Origin of the sequence: Kribbella albertanoniae (genome assembly GCF_004348455.1) — a bacterium.
GTDB classification, from domain to species: domain Bacteria; phylum Actinomycetota; class Actinomycetes; order Propionibacteriales; family Kribbellaceae; genus Kribbella; species Kribbella albertanoniae.
In genome coordinates, this window is sequence record NZ_SMKA01000001.1 from 131496 (window position 1) to 156720 (window position 25225).

The 25225-nt window shown below is 64.9% G+C and carries 18 protein-coding genes; 12 read left to right on the plus strand and 6 right to left on the minus strand.

What is annotated here, in order from left to right; genetic code table 11:
• The first annotated feature begins 60 nt into the window (after window positions 1–60).
• From E1261_RS00555 to E1261_RS00610, 12 genes are all read left to right on the plus strand, one after another.
• A complete protein-coding gene (locus tag E1261_RS00555; protein WP_132399965.1) occupies window positions 61–1992 on the plus strand; it encodes an AAA family ATPase in 1932 nt (643 codons plus the stop codon).
• 303 nt (window positions 1993–2295) lie between these two features.
• On the plus strand, window positions 2296–5106 hold the full coding sequence (locus E1261_RS00560) for a UvrD-helicase domain-containing protein (RefSeq protein WP_132399968.1): 2811 nt from the start codon (window positions 2296–2298) through the stop codon (window positions 5104–5106).
• A 107-nt stretch (window positions 5107–5213) separates the two neighbouring features.
• Window positions 5214–5942 carry a hypothetical protein gene (locus E1261_RS00565; RefSeq protein ID WP_132399971.1) on the plus strand — a complete coding sequence of 243 codons (729 nt, stop codon included), beginning with the start codon at window positions 5214–5216 and terminating at the stop codon, window positions 5940–5942.
• 610 nt (window positions 5943–6552) lie between these two features.
• Window positions 6553–7635 (plus strand): AAA family ATPase, encoded by a 1083-nt coding sequence (locus tag E1261_RS00570; RefSeq protein ID WP_132399974.1) that lies wholly within the window; start codon window positions 6553–6555, stop codon window positions 7633–7635.
• Between the two features lie 148 nt (window positions 7636–7783).
• Window positions 7784–8653: a hypothetical protein gene (locus E1261_RS00575; protein WP_132399977.1), complete on the plus strand. Its 870-nt coding sequence runs from the start codon at window positions 7784–7786 to the stop codon at window positions 8651–8653.
• A 1-nt stretch (window position 8654) separates the two neighbouring features.
• Window positions 8655–9236, plus strand: coding sequence for a hypothetical protein (locus tag E1261_RS00580; RefSeq protein ID WP_132399980.1), 582 nt, complete (start codon window positions 8655–8657; stop codon window positions 9234–9236).
• 5 nt (window positions 9237–9241) lie between these two features.
• Entirely contained in the window at window positions 9242–9598 is a 357-nt protein-coding gene (locus E1261_RS00585) for an HNH endonuclease (protein ID WP_157630302.1), read from the plus strand.
• Between the two features lie 186 nt (window positions 9599–9784).
• Window positions 9785–10054 carry a hypothetical protein gene (locus E1261_RS00590; RefSeq protein WP_132399983.1) on the plus strand — a complete coding sequence of 90 codons (270 nt, stop codon included), beginning with the start codon at window positions 9785–9787 and terminating at the stop codon, window positions 10052–10054.
• Window positions 10051–10323, plus strand: coding sequence for a hypothetical protein (locus tag E1261_RS00595; RefSeq protein ID WP_020385298.1), 273 nt, complete (start codon window positions 10051–10053; stop codon window positions 10321–10323). The genes E1261_RS00590 and E1261_RS00595 overlap by 4 nt, the downstream gene beginning before the upstream one ends.
• Window positions 10324–10432: 109 nt before the next feature.
• Window positions 10433–10663: a hypothetical protein gene (locus E1261_RS00600; protein WP_020385299.1), complete on the plus strand. Its 231-nt coding sequence runs from the start codon at window positions 10433–10435 to the stop codon at window positions 10661–10663.
• Between the two features lie 416 nt (window positions 10664–11079).
• Window positions 11080–11790, plus strand: a complete 711-nt coding sequence (locus E1261_RS00605; protein WP_132399986.1) for a hypothetical protein — start codon at window positions 11080–11082, stop codon at window positions 11788–11790.
• Complete coding sequence (locus tag E1261_RS00610; protein ID WP_132399989.1) at window positions 11790–12035, plus strand: hypothetical protein; 246 nt, start codon at window positions 11790–11792, stop codon at window positions 12033–12035. The genes E1261_RS00605 and E1261_RS00610 overlap by 1 nt, the downstream gene beginning before the upstream one ends.
• Before the next feature lie 153 nt (window positions 12036–12188).
• Here E1261_RS00610 and E1261_RS00615 read toward each other — a convergent pair whose 3' ends face one another.
• The 6 genes from E1261_RS00615 to E1261_RS00640 form a co-directional block, all read right to left on the minus strand.
• The gene (locus tag E1261_RS00615; protein ID WP_132399992.1) at window positions 12189–12737 is read right to left on the minus strand and encodes a hypothetical protein; all 549 of its coding nucleotides are present in this window, start codon (window positions 12735–12737) and stop codon (window positions 12189–12191) included.
• A 77-nt stretch (window positions 12738–12814) separates the two neighbouring features.
• On the minus strand, window positions 12815–13156 hold the full coding sequence (locus tag E1261_RS00620) for an HU family DNA-binding protein (RefSeq protein ID WP_132399995.1): 342 nt from the start codon (window positions 13154–13156) through the stop codon (window positions 12815–12817).
• Between the two features lie 121 nt (window positions 13157–13277).
• On the minus strand, window positions 13278–13625 hold the full coding sequence (locus E1261_RS00625; protein ID WP_132399998.1) for a hypothetical protein: 348 nt from the start codon (window positions 13623–13625) through the stop codon (window positions 13278–13280).
• 75 nt (window positions 13626–13700) lie between these two features.
• Complete coding sequence (locus E1261_RS00630) at window positions 13701–15413, minus strand: hypothetical protein (RefSeq protein ID WP_132400001.1); 1713 nt, start codon at window positions 15411–15413, stop codon at window positions 13701–13703.
• 5 nt (window positions 15414–15418) lie between these two features.
• Window positions 15419–20977: a hypothetical protein gene (locus tag E1261_RS00635; protein WP_132400004.1), complete on the minus strand. Its 5559-nt coding sequence runs from the start codon at window positions 20975–20977 to the stop codon at window positions 15419–15421.
• Between the two features lie 161 nt (window positions 20978–21138).
• On the minus strand, window positions 21139–25152 hold the full coding sequence (locus E1261_RS00640; protein WP_132400007.1) for a type IV secretory system conjugative DNA transfer family protein: 4014 nt from the start codon (window positions 25150–25152) through the stop codon (window positions 21139–21141).
• Window positions 25153–25225 lie beyond the last annotated feature (73 nt).

Here is a 25225-nt window from a genome sequence, read left to right on the forward strand (position 1 = left end):
CCACTCGGGCGGCACCGTCGTCCCGTCTCGCCACATTTCACCCGCGAAGGAGCACGATCAATGGGCCTCCAGAACTTCACAGGCCGTCCCGACGATGACACGGGTTCGCCGAGTGGACCCGGTGGCCCGTCCGGCTTCGCTGTCGGTCTGCCTATCGGAGACGACGAGGACACCAACGGCAATGTCGTTGAAGAGATGCTCATCGACTACAACGAGAAGTACCGAAACGCTGAGCCCACGCTGTTCCGCGACAGGCTGACCGAGCAGATGCTCTCGATACTCATCGGAAGGACCAAGCCCAACGCGCTGCTGGTCGGTCCCGCCGGTGTCGGCAAGACCAAAATCGTCGAAGATATTGCCCGGCGCATTGCCCTTGGCGACACCCTCATCCCGGATCGGCTCAGGAACCACACGGTCTACGAGCTGCCACTCTCGAATCTCGTCGCCGGATCCTCGCTGGTAGGTGCGCTCGAGGAGAAGGTGAAGGCGGTCGTCACCTATGCCTCGGATCCCGCGAACAAGGTCATCTTGTTCATGGACGAGATCCATCAGCTCACCACCAGATCTGACGGTGGCACCTACGGGAAAGTCGCGCAGATCCTCAAGCCCGCTCTGGCACGCGGCGACATGATCGTCATCGGTGCCACGACCATGCAGGAAGCGCGCTCTCTCGACGACGACCCCGCGTTCAAACGCCGCTTCTCCCGGCTCATCGTCGATGAAATCACGCCCGAGCAGACAGGAACCGTGCTGGAGAAGATCCGGCCCGGCCTGCTGGCTCACTACGGGTACCAGATCAGCGTCACCGACGACGTTCTGGCCACCGTGGTCCGGATAGCCGACGCGAACTCGCACCTGGGGTCCCACCGACCCGACAATGCGATCACGCTGCTGGACCGGGCGATGGCCAACCGAGTCCTCGAGCAGAAACGGCTCATTGCTGTGGCGAGTGCGGCCGGTGATACCGCAGCCGTGCAGGCACTCCAAGCGATCCCGTGCGTGCCGCTCACCGAGACCCGGGTTGTCGACGTTGCTCGTCAGCTTGTCACCGGCAACGCGATGAAGAACGTCTTCGACGTCGCGTTGCTGAGCGCCGCTCTGACCGAGCGGCTGCAAGGCCAGGACTCTGTGCTCACCACCCTGGTCGACCAGATCGCGCGTGAGCAGCTGGAGGTGTTCCCGCGCACAGCACCAGTGGCCTGGCTGTTCGCCGGCGCTTCCGGGGTCGGCAAGACCGAGACCGCCAAGGTGATCTCCGAGCACCTGGCCGGCCAGGAGCCGATCGTGCTGAACATGACCGAGTATCACCACGACTCGTCCATCTCCCGGATCATCGGCGCGCCTCCCGGCTACATCGGTTCGGACTCGAACGCCGAACTGCCGTTCGATTCGCTCGAATCCAATCCGCACAGGGTCATCCTGCTCGACGAGTTCGAGAAGGCCGACCGAGCTGTGCAGCGCCTGTTCCTTCAGGCCCTCGACGAGGGCTTCATCACCACGGCACGAGGCAAGCGGATCGACTTCTCCAAGGCGTTCGTCATCGCGACAACCAACGCAGCCCGCGACGTCCTTGACGGCCAGCAGGTCGGCTTCGGCGGTAGCCCGAAGGCCGTTTCGAACCGCAGTCTCAAGGCAGCACTCGCGCAGTTCTTCGACGCCGAGCTGCTCGGTCGCTTTTCGACGATCGTCGGCTTCAACCCCATCGACGAGCAGACCTACCGCGACGTCCTGACCGCGCACTACGCGCATCAGCGGGGACAAGCCGTCGACGCTAAGCCTCGGCTCAACCACGTCCTCCCCGCAGCGCTCCCGGACGCTGAGCTGTCTGCCATGTCCGAGCGAACCTTCGTACCCAGCCATGGGGCTCGTCCCGCTGCGCGTGCGATCAGGGGCTGGATCGAAGACGCCCTGATTGCCGCACAGACGGCACCTCCGATCACCGCGGCACAGCAAGTTGCTCCCGCCCCGGACGACCCCGAGCTCAGCGACTGAACATCAGCTGAAAGCAACAGTCCGGACGCTCGGGGTGCGTGCGCGGTCCTGGCGCAATCCACCGCGCGCTGCCTTCGGCGCGCGGTGGCCGGGGCCTCACGGCCCCGACGGGTGGGAACACGAGGCATCTGCCCACCTCTTCGCGAACCCTTCCCGGCTCGGTTCGCCGAGTCGCGCCCAGTGGTCACCGCCTGCTCCTTCGCAAGCAGGAAGGAACATCGCCGGCCCCTCTTCGCGCAGCACGCCGATGCCCTGCGGCATGCCTTCCAGCCCCTTCTCGCCGGATCACAGAAAGCGCGCACAATGCCTCTCCTACTTGACGACATCGATCTCACGATGCCGACCGCAGTCAAGGTCGTCGACCCGAAGTTCTTCTCCTCGAAGCTGACCGGCAACGGCAAACACAAGACAGGCCTGCTCCGCGGCGACCTGCGCCCGGCCAGCACCTCCCGCAACAGTGCCCATGCCGCGGGCACCATCGACCACATCGAGGTCAAGTCGAGTTCCACCCAGCACGGCATCACGACCGCCAGCATCCCGTTCGCGCCGGTGCTGCGCCGCGCGCTCACCGAGGCCGGCGGCTCCTTCACTCTTGCCACTCCGCAGGACCAGGACCGGTGTGCTGTCGAGACCGGTTCGACAGACTGGGACGTCGCCTTCGACATGACGCCGCAGGGGGCCAAGCTCGTCGAAGACGCGAACGGCGGCGGCGCGAACGGCGCTCCGAAGATGAGCCGCGACTTCGTCGTCCAGTACCGGATGGAGCTGTACTTCCTCAGGAAGGGCCACGCCGAGCCCGAGCGTACGCCGATCGCCTCGACGACGTCCGGTCCCGGACATCACACCGCCGCTGCTTTCGTGAGCTGGGACAACAGCCCGATGGACAACGCGGGTGCCTTCGTGACCGAGGTCCTGCGAGCGATCGGCCTGACCCACCGAAACCCTGACCTGCTGGTCGATTGGCTGACCAACGAGTTCAACATCCACGACCGCATCACCCGTCAGGCCGAAATCTGGGACTCCGAAATGATCGCCGAAGAGATCCTCGCCTACATCGACGGTCTTCCGGCCTCGCCCACGAAGCAGCACCTCAACGCCCTCGCCGTACAGCTGCGCTACCTGGAAAACTACAACGTCCCCCTCGAGGCCTACCGCTCGATCCACCAGAAGATCGAGACCACCTTCGACAACGAGACCGCGGCGGCACTGTCCAAGCAGAACCTCAACCTGCTGATGAGCCACACGCTGTTCCACCTCGAAGGAATGAAGTCGCAGCTGACCACCGTCGCCGCGCCGGGCCTGGCCCCGGTCATGCCGACACACCTGTCGGTCCAGCAGCGCGCTGCCCTCACCACCCACGAACCGCTCGTGATGGTCCAGGCCGGCGCAGGAACCGGCAAGAGCACCGTGATCCTCGAACGCATCAAGTACCTCGGAAGCTGCGGTGTCGCCGCCTCCGACGTCACGGTGCTGAGCTTCACCAACGCCGCAGCCGACAACATCACCGCGAAGAACCCTGACGTCGGATCGATGACCATCGCCCGGATGATCAACGACATCTACCAGCTGAATCACCCGATGCACGAGCTGTCCAGCATCGACACGATCATCAACTCGATCGACATCTTCTACCCGACCAGCGACTTCGCTGCCGGATTCCGGCTACGACTGCTCGAGGTCGACCAGAACAAGACAGGCGCGTTCACAGCCCTGAACACCTACATCGAGAACCACTTCGATGAGGTCATCGCCCTGCTCGACATGATCAAGCAAACCTCGCTCGAGTTGGAAATCATCATCTGCTACCAGCGGATCGACACCATGCTCGAGCCGACGAACGTGCAGTGCAAGTACCTGATCATCGACGAGGTGCAGGACAACTCGATCTTCGAGTTCATCTACCTGCTGAAGTACATCACCAAACACGCCCAGTCCCTGTTCATCGTCGGCGACGCCAGCCAGACCCTGTACGAGTTCCGGTCGGCCAACCCGCGCGCACTCAACACCCTGGAAGGCTCAGGAGTGTTTACGACCTTCAAGTTGACGACCAACTACCGGTCCAACCAGGAGATCCTGGACTTCGCCAACGTCGTACTCGGCGATCTGGAAACCAACCAGTTTGCCGGCATCCAGCTGCAGGCCAACTCCCTGGCAGTCCCGACGGCGAAATCCTTCCAGGAAAAGGTCACGCTCGACTACCGCGCCGTGCCGAAGCTGACATCATTCGTCGCCCAGGATCTGGCCGGCATCGTAGGCCGCACCATTTCGCGCTACGTCGATGCTTGCCTGGCCCGCGGTGAGCAGGTGTGCTTCCTGGCCTACTCGCGTCGCGAGGTGACCGTGATCCAGACTGCGCTCGAACAGGTCTACCCCCAACGGCATGTTGCGTCGCTCGTCAGCGACAGAGTCTTTGCGACCGATGTCTTCTCCAAATACATCAAGCTGTACTGGAACGACGTCCTCCAGGTCCAGCCTCCCGCCGCCTCGTTCGTGGTGACCCAAGGCATCAAGAACAATCTGGACAAGCTGACCAAGAACGCCGGGAACCAGAAGGTCGTGATGGCCGTGACGGGCATGGTGTCGAACTGGTGGACCGAGAACGCCGCGACCGTCCGCGGATGGGAACAGCTCTACCTGCAGGGCGTGCTCACGCAGGACGACTTCTTCGAGCGCCTGCGAGACAGCCTGCTGTCGTTCGAGATCCGTCACAACGCAGTGCGCCAGTCGCTGGTGAACCAGAAGAACCGTGACCGCAAAGCCAAGAACGCCGAGTCCGACGCCGACCTGGTGGTCTCGACGATCCACGGTGCCAAGGGCATGGAGTTCGACAACGTCGTGGTGCTGCACAAGGAAGGCGCCGCGACGACCCAGGCGAGCCGTCGCGAGTTCTACGTCGCGTTCACCCGCGCCAAGAAGACTGAATACATCCTGTCCTACGGCACGGTGAAGAACCCGCCGATCGAGAGCAGCTACGCGCAGATCGTCAGCCTGCTCACCAAGCGCGACGCCCAGACCGCTGCACGTGCAGCCGGCGTCGATCCGGATCTTCTGGACGACGACGGCACCGATCCCGGTGTGTTCGGCGACTTTTCCACGGTCGCCCAAGCCGTCTGACGACACGCGTCCTTCACACACCGCAGAGGTGGGTACCTCGTTCAGCGATCACGCCTACCTCTGCGGTGTTCCCCATCCAACCAACGAAGCAGCCAAGGGAGTTCGCTGTGACTGCCATCGGCGCCCATGTTGAGTCCGGCGAATTCATCGAGAGCCCCCACGCCACCTACGACCTGATCATCTGCCACGACAATCGGATCATCTTCCGCGGTCACTACGAGACACGTGAGAAACGACTGGACCAATGCATCGGTGTTCTGACCAGCTCCGATCTCCTGGCCGGCACGATCACTCCAGAGCGTGCCTCCATGATCCACGAACTGCATCACGCTCATGCAAACACCAACCCCGACACGATCATCAACAACATCGCGGAACTGTGCCGCCGGTGGGACATCCAAGTCTACGAATGCACCACCTCCAGGCGGAGCTACCAGCATGTGACCTCGAGGCGGACAGAGTCGCCTCAGGGGCTCTACTCAGTTATCACGGTCTACGGTCCTGGCCAGATGATCGCCGAACACTTCCCCAACCGGGATTCCCGTACGGCCAGCCTCGTCAACCGCGCCGAGCATTTCTTCGCCAGCCCTGGTCAGATTCCCGAGCTCGTACTCTCCGACGAGCAGCGCCTGGCCGCGCTCGTGGCCACATTTCTCATGCCGGCCACCATCGCCCTGACGGAATCCGTGCTCGACGAAGCCGACGGTAGCTATCGTCCGACCGGCGTCCCCGCACCTCTGCGAACAGGTCTCAGTTCGAACAACGCGGTTGATACCGAGCTGGACCTACACGGCGGCGCCCGCTCTGCTCAACCCGAGGGACTCAGCGTGACGTGAGGCGCGACAGATCAAGTAGCAGGAGCAGTTCCTGCGCCTACAAAGTCACTCCGCCCTGAGCATCCCTGCAGCTCCCGATGCGTAGCCCGGCGAGGCCATCGAAGTCGCCTTGACCGCGGACCTTCGCTGCTAATCGTCGACGCGACCGATCGATGCGGGCTGGGCCGATTGCCCTGTCAGAGAAGGAACCCATGGACACCAGCAACGCCGAGGTTACAGGCGAACTCCTCCCGGCCTACAGGTGGAAGAGATGCCCCTGCGGACGGGAGCACGGCAACGGAAGCCGCAGCGGAACTCGTCACACCAAGCACAACTGTTCGTGTGGACGGGTGCACGGAGCTGACGAGACGGTCGCTGTCGGTCGATTCCGTCCCGCCGGCCCGGCCGGCTACAAAGCGAGCCCGGCGATTCGGGCGGATGCCCCTCTCCGGCGTACACGCCATGAAGCGGAGCAGGACGTCTGTGACCAGTTGGCGTCGCCCAACAAGCCAGGCTGGCCGCGAGACGGCCGATGACAAGCCAAGACGTCCGGGCCGCCGGAATGAGCAACCCCATGTGAGCGAAACCAGTCCACCACACTCACACATCCTGCGAAAGCGAGAGCCTCTTTATGCCTGCGTCCACGATCGTTGCTTCCGGCGGTGCGTACCGGCTGTACGGCGACTCCGTGCAGACCTACGAACGGCTGCCGGTCGCCACCTACACGATCGCCTTCTCGGAGCTGAGCGGCTACACCCTCCACCGCGTCGAGCCCCTGGCATCGGGAGAAGAGGCCATCTACGGGAACCATACGGAACGAGTCCGCCGGATCGCCAGCGGCTACTCGGCGATGAACCGGTCGCTGGGTGTCATCCTGTCCGGCGACAAAGGCATGGGCAAGAGCCTGATGGTCCGGATGATCGCCGAACGGATGCGCGATGAACGGAGCCTTCCCACCGTGCTCGTTCAGCACGCCACACCAGGTCTCGCTTCGTTCCTCGACGAACTCGGCGAGACCGTAGTCGTCTTCGACGAATTCGAGAAAGTCTTCCCGAACGAGGGTGAGAACGAGGCGCAGAACCAGTTCCTGAGCTTGTTCGACGGACTCAGTACGACGAAGCGCCTGTACGTCCTCTCGGTCAACGAGCTGCGCCGCGTCAACGACTACATGCTCAACCGCCCCGGCCGCTTCCACTACCACATGCGCTTCGACTACCCCGACGCCGAGACCGTAGCCCAGTATCTGCGCGACCAGGTGCCCGGGATCGACGAAACGGAGGTGGCCACGGTCGTCGACTTCTCCCGCAAGTACGACGTGAACTTCGACCACCTCCGCGCGATCGCCTTCGAGCTCACCCTGGGCGAGGAGTTCACCGATGTCATCGGCGACCTGAACATCAAGCGGAACGAGACCTTCACCCCCTACGTAGAGGCCCACATCACCTGGGACGACGGCGACACCGATGTGATCTCCGGGCAGGTCGACCTCTTCGACCGCGAGGGCCTGCAGGCGATCAACGCCTGGGAACTGGAGACCTCGCTGCAGTTCCGCGTTCGCGACGCCGTGCCGTCGAAGGACGGCTACCTCTTGCCGCGCGGTGCCTTCGAGACCGTCGACACCCGCGACCAAGACGACCGGCCGCGCGAGGAGAAGCCGCGCGCCGCCGTCGCTGTGGCATTGCGCCGCACCCGCCAGCACTCCATCGACTTCTGAGCATCCCGCGGGCGTGCGGCTCCGGTAGCTCGGCGACGTCTCGAACCACTGCAGGCCAAGGCACGGCGCCAATCCGGCCCGCCGTGACCGTTGGCAGTTGGCTGCACAGCCGGCCAGTACCTCGGCCACCACGAATGAAAGGCCAGCCATGGATGATCAGAAGCCCGAGAATCCGTACGCCCAGACGTACCTGAACTTCCTCAATTACACTGCCGGACACGAGCTCAACGTCGTCCATGACAACGGTCTCTACCGGCATCTGCGGATGCGTGACCCGCAGATGGGCGGTATCTGGAGCTGGGATGTCATCACGTGGCCCGGGCACCTGGCCACATCCGGCGACCTCGCTTCCGGGTTCGTCTTCGCGCGCATCGAGGACATGCTCGACTTCTTCAACCGCGCCGGCCACCGCAGCCACTATTCCGACGGTGCACCATCGATCGATTTCGCCTATTGGGCGGAGAAAATCGTCGGGCGGGACTGCTATGACGGCGTTCGAAAGTACTCCCACAACATCTTCCTCAGGTACGTCACGCACACTCTTCAGGAGGACTCAGTCCTTGGGCTCGATGCCCAGATCGAGTACGAGAAGACCGTGGAAGTCGCCCGCCGAGTCACCGCGCGCAACGGCGTCCACTACGAGGACTACCTCGAGCACCAGCGCCAGAATTCTGCTCTCGCGCACCTGGACATCGACGGCGACTCGGCCGACGAAGAGCAGTACTTCGGGCTGCCGATCCCCGAGACCTCGCCGGCCGAACGCCGACAGGAACTGATCCAGGATGCCCGCCAGGTCGAGAGTTGCCGCGAGGACGCGCACCAGTGGCTCAACGACCACGACGACTACCTCGGCCAGGACACCTGGGAATGGGACCTGTCCGACTTCGACACCAGCTTCATCACCGCTTGCTACGCCCTCGACAAGACCGTCCAGGCCTGGGCGGAACACCTCGCCGCGAACGCCGAGGCTGCTTCCTCGTCCGCCGCTCACACCACACCCAACAGGATTCAGGTCTGACATGCCCCAGTACCGCGTCATCTCCGAACTGGACCCCGGCGATGAGCATCGCGAGCCCCGTGGTGCGCGTCTTCGCCTGGATGAGGCCCGCACCGTGACCGTCGTCCAGGCGGCGAGCCTTGCTGACGCCGCCGCTGACGCCGGCGATGTCGAACCGCACAATGAACGCCGCATCATCTCCGTTGAGGAACTCGGTCCCGTACTTACCTTCTCCGATGAGGTACTCAGCCGTGCTCTGGGAGACGCCGCAGGTTCACCGACAGGCGAGCCACTCGTAGACCCTGAGGCCTTCGGCGACGACCACACGCCGCTCCTTCGGCGCCCGGAGTTCGTTACTACCGTCCATCAGGTTGTCTACGGTCTACGCGAATCCGGGCTCGTGCCGGGCTTGGAGATCTCGGTGCTCGCCAACGAGCCCGATGAGCCTTACGCAATGATCGAGGTTCACGACGACGCCCGCGGCTTCTTCCTCTCCCGAGGAACCGAGATCCGCAAGCTGACCGACGACCACTCAGCCACCGCCTGGAACGAAGTCCTTGCGGTCGCGCGCGCCGTCATAGCCCTCAGCAACGACCTGCAGTGACCGCCGTGCACGCAGACCCTCAGATCATCTGGTCCGCGATCGCACTGCTCGGAGTCCTGATCCTGGCGGGGCATGCAGGCAGGGGCCGCCGGCGTCGAGACCCGAATCGGTTCTACACCTGGCCCGAGAAGCAAGTACTGATCCAGCAGGCCGCCGGCCGCTGCGAACACAAGCCGCCGCTGTGGAGACGTTGCCCAGCGCAAGGAACACAGGCCGACCACATTGTTCCCTGGAGCCGCGGGGGACGGACCGAGTTGTGGAACGGGCAGTTGCTCTGCGAGCGCCACAACCAGCGGAAGTCGAACCGCGTCCCGAGCACGCTCTATCGATGGCGGCTGCAACGACGCCGTACGAAGTACTGACGACCCGCCCTGGCGCTCAAAGCCTCGCCGTTGAAAGCCGCGTCCCGGCGAACGACCTGGGACACCGCGCCAGACGACGAAACCGGTTGTGTACTTCACCGCCCCTACCCATGCTTTTGCAGCCTCCGTCTGCAAAAGCCCGCCCGCCCGTCTGCAACTGACGGCTGTCTTGAGGAGACAACCACCATGCCCCTTGACTACATGGTCGGTTCGGCCAGAGACCCTAACGGCGCCAATCGCCAGACCCGCAAGAGAATCGAAGCCGCTGTCAGGCGGACCCTGCGCACCGGCGGCGTGCAGGCACTGACGGCCGTGGACGCAGCCTCGGACATGGTCATCAGCTACTTGACGACAGCCAACAGCGCGAGCCTCAAGCTTGTGCACGATGTCGCAGGAAACGAGATCGCGCGCCTGCTTGAGGAGTTACTACAAGGCGGCGTCCAGGACCGCCCATGAAGACCTTTGACGAACTGATCAGCCGGTTCGATCAATGGTCGGCCGAACGCGACCTCATCGAATCCGACGTACTGCACTCCCGCAAGGCCTGGGAAGACTCTGACGATGCCGGCATCGCGCTCCTGCGAGAGATGGTCGCGGCTCTGCGCTGCTGCACCGCTGAGGGCCCCGCCTGCGGTGGGGTCCGGACGCTTGGCGATCTCGCCGCTGGCCGGCCACTGCGCGTCGACCCGCGGCTGGCGCCGTCAGCTGGCACGAGCCGTGAGTAGCAAACCGGGGCCCTGCCCGGATTGCAGCGCGGGAGCCCGACAACCGCACGCCAACGACTGCGACGTTGCGCGATGCCTGACCACGGGAGGCCAGCGCCTGTCCTGCCTCATGCTCGGTGCGTCACAGAGTCATGACTGCGGACACGACACCTGGTCCGGCGAGTGGCCGGGCAACGCTGAATGCCGCGAGTTCGGCTGGTACGTCTACGGCGACCCGAGCGTGGACGGTTTCTGGGTGCGCTGCGGCGCCGACCACCCTCAGGCGACCGAAGACCTCAACCGTCTGGTCACCGAGGCCGACTGGAACCCGGCCCTGCAGCGCTGGCAGCAGCGGCCGTGATCAGCAGCAAACCGACCTCACGGCTGGCTCGGCGTTGTCCAGCGCAGCCACTGGACGAACTCCACCAGCCCATCATGCTTGCCCTGCGTTGCGCAGCAGGCTCATGGACTGCCTACCGCGACCACCATAGATTGCGACAACGATGGCCTGGATCAGATGCCCCCATTGTGACGAGAAGCGGGACACCTCCGGGCGCTACACCTCGCCGACCAACGCGAAGCGCGATCACGACTGGTGGCTTGAGGAGCACATCTCCGGCAGGTGCGTCCTGAACGATCTGTCCACGGAGGACGCAGCCCGGAGCGCGGCCACCAGGCGACAACCTGAGGGCACAACTGACCTCTGATCGAAGCGCCATCCCCGGCGCTGGCCTCTTGTACTTCCTCTACCTGACTCAATCGACTAAGGAGCCCGCCATGGGCGCAAGTATGAGCACGGCATACGTCGCCGCGCTTCCCGACGCCATGCTCGACTGGGATGCCGGTTCGGAGGCTCTGGACGAGATCACTGATCCGAGTGCCTTCGGGTGGGATTCGTTCGAGCTTGAGACTCAGGCCGAGTTCCTCGACGACGATGGCGGCATCCCCGAAGAGCCGACCTTCGAGATGGCCGATCTCGCGACACTCAAGAAGTACGGACGTCGCGTGCTCACCGAGCTCAAGGATGCGCTGGACACACCCGACGTCACCTTGTTGACGATTGGTGGCTACTGGATCTATCTCACCGGAGGACTCGACGTCGACGCTGGAGTCGACGACGAGTACGGCGCGATCTACGCCTCTCTGGGACTGCCCGATGCGGTGATGAAGGCTGTGGGCTTCGTTTCAAAGCCCGAAGATCCTCCATCGCGCCGATCTGGTGCTCAGGGAGACGCGACCGATACCGACGTCGTTGATGCGATCGCCCTCGGTCTCGGAACGAAGCCTCTTTGGAGTGGCGCAGACGAGCTGATGTGGATCGCAAAGGCGATCTCCGAGGTACGCACCGAGCCCGGCGCAGTAGACCCCGTCGGGTACTACGAGGACTTCACGGGACGAACCGGGTTCGATCCACTGGACGACGGCTTCCTGAGCCGATATGTCGGTGATGCGGCCGACGATCACCCCGACGAGCAGAAGGCCGGCTGATGTTCAGCACGACTCGTCGCGTCGTGGCAGTCAGCGCATTCGCGGGCTGCAGCGTTGCTGTCCTGGCCGGCTGGCTCGCCGGGTTCTTCGCTCGGGTCGTGACCGGTGTCAGCAGGTCCTGGGACTCTTTGCTCGCCTGGCTGCGGGCACCTCTGGACATGAGCCATCTCGTTGCCGCGACCGCCGCAGTCCTTGTCCCGCTGGTTCTGATCCTCGTCATCATCATGGTCCTGTCCGACGATTGACTACCACCACATCTGTGCCTTGCACACGACGAACCCCGAGCACACAGTGCACCCCGGACGCGATTGCGCCCGGGGTGCACTCTTTTTCGAGCATCGGCAGACCTGTGTTGATCCTGCCGATGTCCGTCCAGCCTTGGATGCGGCGTTGGTTAGCTAGGCGACGCAGTAAGGCGCCGAGTTGGGCAGCGCTCTGGCAGCCTCGATTGCCGGAATACCCGTGTTGGCGAGGTCGACAAGGTTGTGGATGGCGCGCTCGCCCGCGGTCCAGTCGATGTAACCATCCGCTGCGACGATCAGGACGTGGTCGGGGCGGGTCATCAGGTTGCGGAACGTGTCGACGACGGCTGTGCTGCCGCTCTCGCAGGCGTCAAGGATTAGAAGCTGGGCGGTGATACCCCCGGCGGCGTGTAGCGCCGCGGCCAAGGCGGGCAGGGTTGTACCGAAGCCCCAGTTGCGGGCACCGATATACCAGGCGGCATCGCCGTACGGCCACGGCGAATCGTCTCCCCAGGATGTGGGGCTGTAGCCGTGGCCGGTCAGCAATACTGCGTCGGACGTACAGATTGCCTCGGCCAGTTGGCCGAGGCCTCCGGCGACGATCGGGGAACCCACCGTGCCCGGTGCGCGCTGATGTAGTTGCCTGGCAAATTTCTGGTACGCGGGCAGTCCGATAAAGGTGACGGGGTGCAGCAGACTGGGCACGAGACTGACGCTAGCAGCGGCTGCGTCGCTGGACGGCTGCGACGGTCTGAGCCGCTGTACGCGTCTGGGACGCATGGTTAGGCCGGTTCGCCTTCCACGATCGCCTCGTCGGTGAGACTGGGGTGTCCCTCGAGTTGCCGGTTCACGATGGGCGAGGCAGAGAACTTCAGAACTGAGTAGTCGTCGACCGCGGACTGGCCGAAGTGGACCTTGTGGCCCTTGTGCGCCTGGTGGTAGAAGCGGCCGAAGCCTGTCAGTACGACGGTCTCGCCTTGGGCGACCGCGTCCATGAGCTCGCCGAAGATCTCTTCGTAGACCGAGGTGACCGTCTTGATCGGCCACCCACTGCGCGCTGCGACGCGCGAGATGAACTCGCGCCTCGCGACGCGCCGGTGTGAGTCGGTCATCACCTGCGTCATGTTCAGACCCTGCTCTCTGTTTCTGCGTAACGCTGGTTTTGTTGGGCTCGGTTGACCGGAAGAGGTCTCTTGAATGGTCAGCATCGGCTGGGGCGTTCGGTCCGGCTCGGCCGATTGGCCGTCAGAACTCGAAGCCTTCGTCCAGCGGGTGACGGAGGTCGCGGTCCTGGATGTCCACGGTCTCGATGTGAGTGATGGTTCGCAGGGTCTCCTTGGACTGGTCGCGTTCCTCCTGGGCGGCGACTTGGTGTGCTGCGCGCAGTCTGGCCTGGTTCTGCTCGCGGCCGACCTCGGACGCTGCCGCTATCGCGGACTTGATGAACTGCGTGGCGGCGGTGGCCGTCTTGTCCTGTTGCTGGTAGTGCCGGGCTTGGTCCCACTTCGCCCGGTCGTCCGGTGTGACGAAGCCGAATCCGAGGGCGGTCTCGCTGGGGCGGGGGAGCCCGTTGCCCTTGTGCTGGTTGCTCATAGCTTCAGTTCTCCATTTCAAAGCTGATAGTCACCGACTGCGGCAGTACGGGATCGGTGTGATCGGTCCGGGACGTCAGGCCTGGTATTCGTGCTCGGTCCCCGCTGACTGTGAGGTGCCGTTGGTGCGGGGCTCGCTGGTGCTCGATGTGGTGGGGGAGGTGCTCTGCTGCTGCGACTGCCATCTGTCGTAGGCCTCGGCTGGGTCGTTGCCGACGTGGGCGATGAACTGTTGCCAGTTCTGCCCGTACCGCTGCGCCCACTGTTGAGCGAACTCCGGAAAGGCAGCGTCGACGGCCTCCAGCGCGTCGGCGTAGGCGTTGGAGTAGAGCAGCCGCTGATCTTTCTCGCTCACGCTGTCAGCGGCCATGGCCGCCTGCATGGTGCGTGATTGGAAGAGCCGGTCCGGCAGCGTGCCGGGCATCCCCTCTCCGTCGACCTTTTGCGCGCGGGCGACGCAGCCGAGCATGTAGCCGGCGAGGTCCTGGTTGAACGCTTCCATGTCGCCGTGCGCAGCCGCGTGCGACATGGTCATTGCCATGGTCTCGGACATCCGGTCGCGATGTTCGGCCTGGCCCATCTGGGGGCGAAGGGTGAACGCGCCGAGCACGCCCTGGCGGCTGACGGCGTCCTCGTACCGGGTTGGATCGACGGGCCATCCGGTGCAGTCCATGAAGTCACCGCGCCAGACCGTCTGCATCTGGTCGGTGCCGGCGATCCGCTCCTCGTGCGGGGGCGACATGTGCCATTGGCCGTGGGCGAACCCGTTGACCATCACCTGCACGCGCGGGTCCTCCCGGATGCGCTGCCCGAGCACGACACGCGAGGACTCTGTGACTTCTTCGCGGCTGATGCCGTCCTCTTCGGCTTGCCGGTACAGCCTGGCGATCATCGTGGTGTAGCTCGCGGTGATCGTCTCGGTGTCCGCACCGGGCTGACGCAGGGCCGCGAACGCGTTCTCGGTCAGTGCCATCTCGGTCATTCCCGCGGAGCGTGGCGTGAACATCTCGCGGTGGCCGCGCTCACGAAACTTGACGTCGGCGTAGCGTTTCTGCCACTTCTTGGACAGGTAACCGCTGGGATCAACGGAGTCAGTATCGGGTCGCGACCCTCTGCGTTCGGCCTCGTGGCCTGATGCCATTTGCTGTGCCCAGTTCATCTTCGACTCGGCCTTGGCGTCGATGCGCTGCTGGATCGCCGTCGAGACTGGTTCGAGGCGCTCTTTGACGATGTGGCGGAACGTCGGCGACATCAGGTACATCGCCGCCATCGTGGACATCACGCGCACGACCGACGCCGCGCTGACGCCCTCGTTCAACGGCCGCATGGCGGCCATCACCATCGTCTCGGCATGCACGCGGCGCATTGCGCTGAGCTTCTCGACGCGCTCGTCGTCGTTGAACCCTCGCACGAGAATCTTGGACGCACGCAGCGATTCCATGTACTTGGTCCCGGCGTCGCGGACGTTCTCGCGCAGCAGCTTGAGCTGCTCGCGGTCCGTGAGATCTTCGGCCGCGTTGGTCTGCTCGCGGTCGGCTTCGCGCCGGCGGGCCTGTTCCTCCTCGCGGCGGCGCTCCCGGGTACTGAAGAAGTCGCGGGTGCGGTCCCACCGGTCCTGCCAGCCGGAGCCGCCGGTTCCGTTCTGACCGGAGGGCTCGTCTTCCCACCACTCGGCGTCGATCGGCTCCTCCTGGGCACCGGTTCGACGGTGCTGACTTTGCTCCGGGCTGAAGACCAGTTCGCCAGTGATCGGGAGCGCCTTGCGGCCCCGGCTGTTTCGTTGCGCCATGGTGCTCAGCTCTCCATTTCGTAGCCGGCGCCGTCGGCGGGCGCGGCTGGTTCACGGTCGATCAGCGGCATGTAGGCCGGGGGCTGCCCATGGCCAGGCCGCGCAGCGGCGGCCACTGCGACGGCATGTGTCGAGCGGCGGCGGTCGCCTCGTGCCTGTGCTGCGCCGTGCTCGTCGGCGACGACGTCGCGTTTGACGAGGGCGTCCGCGATGGTTTGCACTGTGGGTTCACTGTGCGACCCCGGGTCCGGGAGCAGACCGTTGGCGAGCCGGCGGGATCGTCGGGTGGCTGCTGAGCAGAACTGTTCGTTCATCTCGCCGTCGAAGAGGTTCTCGTGCTTGCCGGCGGCGACGATCAGGTCCTCGAGGGTGCCGCCGTACGCCATCCGATCCATCAACGAGCCTTGCAGCGACGGATCGTCTTCCAGGTTGCGTACGAGCCCGGTTTTCGGGTCGGTGAGCGCCTGGGCCACCCGGTCCACGTAGGCAGGGTTGACGGTGACGGCGAACCCGTCCTTGGCCCGGTAGAAGTCAACGAACTGCTCCACCCATTGCTCAGGTGTCGCCTGGAGCGGGACACCGTCCTCGAATTGCGCCCGCCACTTGCCTGGCCCGAGGTGTTCCAGAACGCGCCCGCGCCACAGATCGCGCCCCGGGCCCTGCAGCATTTCGTACTTGTGCCGGGCCTCGGCGGCGTCATGCTTGGCCTGCAGGACGGACTGCGTCACCGGGTAGGTGACCTCGAGGACGGCTTTCATGTCCTCATTGCGCAGCGCGCGGACGGCGCGCTGGCTGTACGAGCCGCCGAGGCCGGTGCCGTGGGCCTTGATCGCGGTGGCGAACATCGAGGCCTCCTGGTCGGTCCGATTGATGCCGGAGCGGCCGCTGTGGCCGCCGAGGTATCGGGCGTAGTCGGTCAGCTTCTGGAGGTTGCCTTTGGCGCCGGTGGTGACGCAGACGTCGCGCACGCTGTTCAGGTGTGACTGCAGGTCGGCGAACGACAGCGCCGTGCCGAACTCGCCCCGTTGGGCGCTGCGGTAGAAGCCGCTCAGCCGGACGGTCACGTCGTCCTGACGCGCACGGGTCGTCTCCGGAGCTTCATCGGCTGCGCCCCAGCGAATGAGGTTCGCCGCGCCACTCAGGCTGTCCAGCTGTTGGCGCAGCTCGGGGTCCTTCGAGAGCGCCACCTGGGTGTCGAGGGAGACCTGCATGGCGAACGGGTGCGTGCCTTGCTCGCTCACGACACCGGTGTCCAGGAGGTTCGCCGGCACCGACAGCTTCGCCATGGCCTCGGCCTTCGCCGCCCGGCTGTGCAGTTTCACCACGGCGACGGCGTCGCCGTCGAAATCGCCGTCGAAGCACTGGTCCATCACCGGGTTGATGGCCACGCCGGTGAGTCGCTGGTCGACCGCGACGCGCAGATAGCGCACGCCCGCGTCGCGCAGCACCGGGTCACGCCAGACGAGCGCGTGGTCACCCTCAATCAGGCCGAGCTGATCGGCCATGACCGGGCTGACAGCGATTTGGTCGACGTCGAGGCGGGGATCTGCGGTCCATACGGCGGTCGCGGAGTCGGCGAGCCGGCTCGACATGAGGCCGGTCTTGAAGATGTTGTGTTTCCCGCTGAAGACTCGCTGCTCGAGGTCGGTGGTGATGGCCTCGAAGTTGCGCTGGGCCCGGGCGGCGGCCTGGCTCATGGCGTCGACGAGTTCTTCGCGCTGGCCCTGGCCGAGGGACCCGGCGTTGAGTTTGTCTTGCAGCGCCCGGTAGCGGCAGGCCTGCTCGTGGATGTCGAGGTAGCGGTTGGTGTAGTCGTGGGTGACCACGCTGCCGTCGTCGAACTCCTGGCCCGAGCGCAGGTGCGAGGACAGCACCGGTACTTTCCAGGAGGTCCCGGAGGCCGCCTCGGTCTGTTCGCCGGTCAGGTAGCGCAGCGGGAACGGGATCTCGAGGTCGCCTCCCTTGTCGCCGATGAGCGCACCGAAAGATCGGCGCATCGCTACGACATGCAGCCCGCCGTTCGAGGTTCGCACCAGCTCAGGCATCGCGAACAGGCGACGCTCGGGCTGCTCATCGACCATGTCGTGGCCCGTCCCGCGGTCATTGTTGTCGCGACCGATCACGCGCAGCGTCCCGTCTGCCGCCATGGCGAGCCCCACGCTGAGCATGTACTCGCGCAGGTTCGCCTCGGCACCGGCGTTGTGGCCGTAGAACTCCTGCATGATCGCCGGGCAGTCCTGCGCACCGAGCGCCCAGGCCAGCTGAGAGGAGGCCTTGCGGCCCTTGCCGGCCAGCACCGATTCGTCGTCGTAGATCTTCGTCTTCTCGTCGACGGCCATGTGGGTGACGATGAACCGCATGCTGCCCAGGCTCCCCGCCCGCACACCACCGCCTGGCACCGTCAAATCCTTGGCTCCGGTGGCCATGAGCTCGCGCGCCGAACCCGCATTACGCCGTGAGATCAGCGAGAACGGGCTCATCACCACGTGGAGGTCCGGGTTGGCGCGGAACCAGGCAACCTCTTGCTCGACGCGCTGCCGGCCGGCGTCTTCTGGGCGCATGCCGCGGTCGACGACCAGCGACACCACGCCCTTGTTGCCGTGAAGATCCGACAGTTTGTCGCCGACGACCAGGTCGCGCAGCTCATTACCCGCGCCGCGGATCTGGTTGGCCTGCGCGAACTCGCGGCTGATCACGATCGGGTCGTCTGCCGTCCAGCCGCCGAACGTCATCATGGCGGTCCCGGTGGCCGACGTGATCTTCGATGACTGCATCAGCGTGGACGCGGTCATCTGCTGGCGGTCGAACGGGTCGTACCGGAGTGTTTCGAGCTCGGGGCGGTTCATCAGCGGGGCGCGCCCGCCGGACGTCGTCGCCGGGTCGCCGGGAACGATCCGTCCCTCAGGACTCACTGTCGCGTCTTCGGTGAGGTAGCGCACGATGCCCTGGTTGGTCGCACCTCCGGTCATGACCGGGTCGAAGTAACCGGCGGGTGCCGAGACGCCGTTCTGGTCGGTGCCGGTGAGGACCGCCATGTTCCGGCCGCCGGTGAGCTTCCACGGGTCGAAGTGGTTGTCGTCGGCGGGGTCGGACTCGCCCTTGCTCGCCTGGTGCTCCGCGTAGACCGTTGAGCCGGTCTTGATCTCGTTCGAGTAGCGGACCCGTTTGGCTTCGGTGGCCAGGATCGCTGCCGTCCAGGGGTCGAGCTGGCCGGAATCCTCGTCGCGGGCGCGATCGATGAAGTCGGTTGCGTGCTTGGTGCCGTACAGCTGTGTGTAGACGCGGTTGAGCGACGAACCCTCGCCGACCTCGCTGCGGCCGGACAGCAGATCGCCTGCGACCTGGTACTCGATCCGGTCGATCATCGTCTGCTCGTAGCCCCGCAGCAGCGTCCGCTCCTCGACACTCTTGGTCTCGCCCGGCACCTGAGGTGCGATGCGGGCCTCGTATCCAGGCACGATGAGGCCGTTGTCGCCGCTGATGAAGCCGGTGATGATCTCGCCGTGCCCGCCGACGTCGAAGACCTGCCCGATCTGCCCGGTCACGGCTGTCGTTGAGCCGTCACGCCTCATCTTCTCGGCGGTCCAGCGGATGACTCCTTGCTGGTCGATGACAACCTCGCCCGGCTCTGCCGCGTTGCGCGCGAGGCTCGAACGGACGGTGTCACCGACGCGCCGCACGAACAGCGAACTGTGCGCATCCGCAGGGACGGCTGTCGTCTCGTCGAACCGTACGAGCCGATCCTTGAACCGGTCGGTCTGGAATCCGGAGCCGCGCATCTCGCCTGGGCCGGCCTCGATTCGGCGCAACGCCTGGGCGAGCTCGTCGAGGTTCGACCACTGGCCTTTCGGGCTGGTCATGTACTTGGCGACGCGCACCGGGTCGAAGCGTTGCTCGACGAATTCGCCGTCGACCAGGAGCGTCTCGGGTTCCCAGGCGCCGATGAGCTCGTCGGCGATCTCGTCGGCGTGTGCCCGGACCTTCTCCGCGGCGGTGCCGCCGTAGACGAGGTTGCCGAAGTCCGGTTCGATACCGGGCCCCGAGGACTGGAATTCGCCGATCATGCCGAGGCGCTCCTCGTACATCTGCTCCGTTGCGCCAGGGCGCAGGAGCTCGCCGCGATGCCCGGTGAGAACGTCCCAGTAGGAACGCTGAACGGTCGCGATCTCGGGGTCGCTGGAGTACTGCGGAGGCTCGAACTCGACCAGGTTCAGGCCGGCAGATCGCTGCTCCTCGAAAGCGACGATGAGACTGTCCGCATCCAGCGAGGCCCGCAGGTTCTCCCGGGCGCTGTCCACGGCCTTCGAGAGGTACTGTTCGGCGGCCTCGGCATTGACGAAGAACTCGGGCAGGCTGCGGTCGTTTGCCTCACGGCGAAGCATCACTTTCGAGCCCTCGCGATGGCGCTGGCCAGCCGACCGGTAGTCCTTGACCACGAACATCGAGTCCTTGCCGACGTGGTAGCTGTCCTCGATCTCGACCGGTTCGGCGGCGCCCTGGCGGCCTCTGCGGGCGGTCTCGATGTGTGTCGATCCGTTCTGGCCGGCGAGCAGGCCGGGACGGTCCTGGCGTACCACCGCTCGGCCCTGCGCGAAGCGGAGCAGCTCGACGGCCTCGGCCGGAGTGGGGGAGTACAGCGCGGTCTTGCCCCGCTCGATCTTGTGGTTCGTCGAGTAGCGCACGACCATCCCGTTGTCGTAGATGCGGGCGCCGGCATAGTCCTCACGGGGCCGGGGCTCGGTGAGGCGGATCTCCATCCCGGTCCCGGAGACGCGGGCCTTGATCTGACCTGGATTCTGGTCCCGGCGTACCTCGTAGCCGAGTCCCTGGGCCTGTAGTTCCCGCAGCATCGCGACCGACCGCTCCACGGCGGCGGCAGACATGAACCGGTTGCGGTCCACTCTGCCGGTGCGAGGATCGCGGCCGCCGTCGAGAACCCACTGGCGCACCTGCTGGTAGTCGCGGACGCTCATCGAATCGCGTAGCGCGGTCAGCCCGGAGGCGTCTTCGTCGGTCATCGCGAGACCTGCCTCGGACAGGCGGCCGCCGGAATCAGCGATCCACAGCATTGCCTGCCCGTGCTCGGGACTCGCGGCCCGGTTCGTCTCGCCGTCCATGTCCCGTTCGATCGTCTCGTCGCGAAGATAGACCAGGGCAGTGCCCGCGCTCTTGATCGTTGCCCGCTGCGACCACTCCGGGTCGTACGGGCTGATCGGCAGGGCCGGAGCCGCGTTCACCGGGCCGGCCAGGCCTACCTCGCGCAGGAAGCGTGCCTGTAACTGCTGCAGGAGCGGGTCTATGACCGTGTGCTCGGTGAAGATCGGCCCGGAGTCCGGCACGCACTCCTGGATCGACGCGTCCAGCGCTGTCAGCAGGTCCTGCACGCCGAGCTGCGGGTCGGCAACAGACGAGCCCCGCGGGGCCAGCCGTTCGTCGGCGCGCAGCCTGATGGCCTTGGCCTGTGAGATCGGGATGACCTGGCCTGCTCTGTGCCGCGCCAGCCGGATCGCGTCGTAGACGACGTACTCGAAGAAGTACCGCCGCAGCCCGTGTCCTGTCTTCATCGTCTATCGCCTCCATGGGAGTGATCGGCACATAACCATTCTATAGAGAGTAGATCATCATTCGTGATGCTTATTCAATGATCGCTTAAAAGATGAGTCGGCCGCGCCCACGCCTCAAGGCAGGGCGGCGGCCGACGTGGACGGCGGAGGCTGGGTCCGGTTCAGCTGTCCAGCATCTCGACTGCCATCGCGCGGTCGAACGCGCCGCCGGCCAGGTGTTCCCAGGTCGGCAGGGAAGCCAGGAATCGGTAGAAGTCGGCTGAGATCTCCACCGTTGCCAGCGCCTGCAGGTCTTCCGCGCGCAACTCGCTGTCGAAGAAGACCCGTGAGTCTCCGCTGCTGGCCGCACTGTTGAGCTTGCTGGCAGCCTCGGCGAACGTCGACGAGTGCAGTGGCGTGATGTAGGTCCGCGACCCGTCGGCGCTGCGCAGCTCTCCGTCGCCGCCGACGGAGAAGTGGTCCCGGTCTTGCTGGAGCTCGACGAGCGCTGACTTGTACGCCTCGGTGAGCTGCCGGTCCAGGCTCTTGACTCGTGCAGTTCCGTCGGGTTTGACCAGCATGTCTTGGCTGATCGTCGCTTCGGCGTAGATGAGCCGGCGGCGCGCGGCGGCGGCTGTCTCGCGCTGGGCGACCTCCGCGGCGACCTCGACGTTGTCGACAACTTGGTCGTCGTCGTAGATCATCGCGACGTCGAGGTCATCGGCGTCGACCTCGCGGACCGCGTGCGGGTCGCGTCCTTGCTCGACGTTGACCTTCATCTGCACGATCTCCATGACCTCGTCGGAGTAGATGTCCGGATCGAGGCGCGCGATGTCGACGTCGGCGTAGCCGTAGCTCTCCTGGTAGACGTCCTTCGCGCTGCCGGAGTGGATCGCCTGCTTCATCCGCTTGTCGAGCATCTTGCGGAAGTCCGGCTGGTTCATCCGCACGTCGAAGTCCAACGCCGAGCTCAGCGTCGGGATCGTCTGGAGCGTGTAGGGGTGCCCGGGGTGGATGATCGCGTCCTCGAACAGCCGCCACGACATCGGCAGGCTTGTCTCGTTGCGATTCCAGACCGGAGGGTCGCCCGCGCGGAAGACGATCGAGTTGCGTTCGGGGATGAACGCCATGTCGTTGTACTTGATCAGCGGCTCCTCCTTGGTGTTCATCGTGTAGGAGACGCGGCCCTCGGTCTTGCCGCCCACGACCTTGTCCAGGTCCTGGCTGATCTGCTTGGAGTCGATGTAGGACTTGTGCGTGGTGCCGCTCATTTTCTCGAGCGTCTCGATCATCGAATCGTCGGTGGACTTGAGGAACACGATGTTGCTCGTGTTCCCCTGGACGATCTTGTCGACGCTTTCTCCGTAGACGTCACGCAGCTGCTGCAGGGTCTGCAGGATCAAGGTGAACTGCTGTTCCTGGCCCAGGCCGATGGAGAGCATCGTCTCGAAGCCCGCGATGCCGTTGCCGTCGGACTGCAGGTTGCCCAGCTCGTCGAGCATGAACCGCGTCTTGTACAGCGGTTTCTGGTTGCTCTTGGTCATGTACGACTTGTCGAAGTTCAGATCGACCAGCTGTTTGATCAGGATCAAGATCAGCTTGGCGTACTTCATCAGGTGTGGTGGCGTCACCAGGAATACGGCCTTCGGGGCCTCGGAGTAGCGCACCATCGTCTGTGTGATCGCGCGTGCGTGACCCCTGACCTTCTCGGGGGCACCGGATGCCGTGAGATCGAGCCGGTCTTGCGGATAGGTGGTGTCGGCCGGCTGGTACTCGGTGATCGCGCTGTCGTGCGTGGCGTCTGTGTGAACCGGCCGGAGCTCACGGATCACGCCGTTCTTGACGATCTTCTTGCCTGTGACGGGCTCGGCGACGTAGTGCCGGCCGTTGAGCGAGACCTGATAGTTCTTCTTGAAGTGGAAGTAGAAGGTACGTATCAGCATCTTCGACTGTGGGTTCACCAGTTCGAGCTTCAGCCAGGCCTCGTCGGTGGGGAACTTCCCCTTGAAGTAATACCGGGCCCAGCCTTCACGCGAGACGATGTCGGCGTGGTCGAAGTCCTCGCCGAGAGGTTCGGCGAATCTCGGGTCGGCATAGGCCGACCACATGGCCTGCTGGCCGATGAGGTGGTCGCGCTTGAGGTAGTTCATGGAGAAGCGCACGCCCAGCCTGCGCGGGAACGACAGCCCGCCCAGGTCGGTGTTCTGCGAGGGTTTGCCCGAGGTGAGGGTCGAGATCGTGGGGTCGGTGAAGAAGCTCATGGCCGTGATCGCGATGCCGTACACCGACGCGAGCATCTTCTCGGCACCCGCCATCGCCCGCAGCGCGTTGTTGGCGTTGCCGATGAGCGTGCGCATGGTGTTGGTCGGCAATGCCTCGGTCGCGTTGAAGTAGAGCGTGAGCATGTCTTGGTCCGCCTTGCCCTCCCACAGGAACGCCTGGCGCTCGGCGTCGTCGCGGGCCGCTTCGAGGCCGGCCTCGTCGTTCTCGAATCCGCCGGCCTTGACCTTCTTCTCCAGCTCGGCCTCAGGGTTCTTGAGCTTCTTGCTCGTGAGTTGGACGAAGAGCTGGTAGCAGTTGTAGAGGGTGACGTGCCCCCACATGTCGTCGAGGCGCCTTTCCAGCGTTTCGGGATCCATGCGCGTCGCCGCGGCATGCTCGCGCAGCTCGCGTTCCTCTTCGAGATAGAAGTCGATGAGGCCGTAGGCCGCGCGCTTGAAGGCGTTGTTGGCCGCGTTCGGCCAGACCGGGTCCTCGCCGCCGTCGACGGGGAAGAAGACATCGGCGATGTTCTCGACGTACAGGGCGCACTTGGTCGAGTCGCCCTCGCGTGCCGCGTCGGCCGCCATGCCCAGCGGGTTGTAGATGTCGGTCTTCATCGCGTTGATGAGGTTGAACTGCACCGGTTCGAAGCCGCGGGTCACGAACGGGACGTAGTTCTTCACGAGCAGTTCGCCCTTGGGATCGTTGATGACCATGTTGGACGGGCGCTTCTCGCGCGACCACATGTCGAGCATCGGCTCGATGTAGGTCTGCCCCTTACCGGCCCGGGTGATCGCCAGCACCATCGTGTTCACCGGTGCGGTGTCCACGATGTACGCCCCGCCCGGGCGCTGGACCTCGTAGGCAGGAAACGACCAGTCGTCGTTGATCAGGTCGGCGACCGTCTTGTAAGGACCGAGCTTGGCGCGGTCCTTCCCGTCCCCGTTGTACGGGATCACCGTGGTGGAGTACTTCTTCCGCAGACTCTTGTCGGCCGGCAGCCCGGAGGCGTCGAAGAGGTCGTCGCCGAACTGTTCATCGATGATCGGCAGCGAGTCGAAGACCGGTTCGCCGGTGTCGTCGTCGATGGCCTCACCGGCGTAGTAGACGAGCTGGCCGTCCTCGTCCACGACGTCCGCGGCGGCGCGACGCGACACCGCGATCATCTTGAGCCCCTTCTTCTGGAGCATCATGTGACTGATCATCGAGGAGACCTGGACACCCGAGTGCGCGCCGGTATCGGGAAACCAGTCGAACTTGCGCTGGATCTCTTCGGGCACCGCGATGTGCTGGTCGTTCTCGTACTGGTTGATGTCGGAGGTGTCGCGCATTAGATTGGCGGCGTCGACCCGCTTCGAGACCCAGGCGGCCAGCACGACGCCGAGCACAAGCCCCGTTCCCAGCGAGACGAACAGCTTCAATCCGGACACGTCGGCCAGTTGAGCACCGAGATTCGTCGTCTTGGCAGGTTCGGTTCCCTGCTTCTTCGCGTCGTGCTGCTTGGCTGTGTACCACTGCGGCACAGGAACGTCAGCGAGGTCCGGATAGCACTTCCCGGTGGGCTGCCCGGCCTTGTCGAGCTGCTGGTAGCAGGGTTCGGCGGCGCCACCCTCGGCGGTGCGGGTCGACTTGATGTAGAACTTCTCACCCGGGCGGTCGCCATTCGCGGTGTTCGAGATCGTGCTTCCCAGCCCTAGGACGACCAAGGCGATCACCGAGTAGAGGACCCAGGTGATGACGGCGATGATCGCGCCGGCAATGATCGCGCCGGCCATTCCGGGTGCTTTCGATCGCCTGGCCTGCAGCTGGCCCCGGTCGAGCTGTTGCCGGTCGTGCACGTCGCGATGTGACAGCGTCTGCCCGGAGGTCCGGGCCGAGATCTTGTCCCAGCCGCTCGCCCTCGCCCGCGACGCCTTCCGCTTCCCTCGCGCCATTGGTGCGCTCCTCGTCCTCACTGTGTTGCCGGAAAAGTCGATGACGGCACCGGCGCGGGGACGGTCCCCTGTA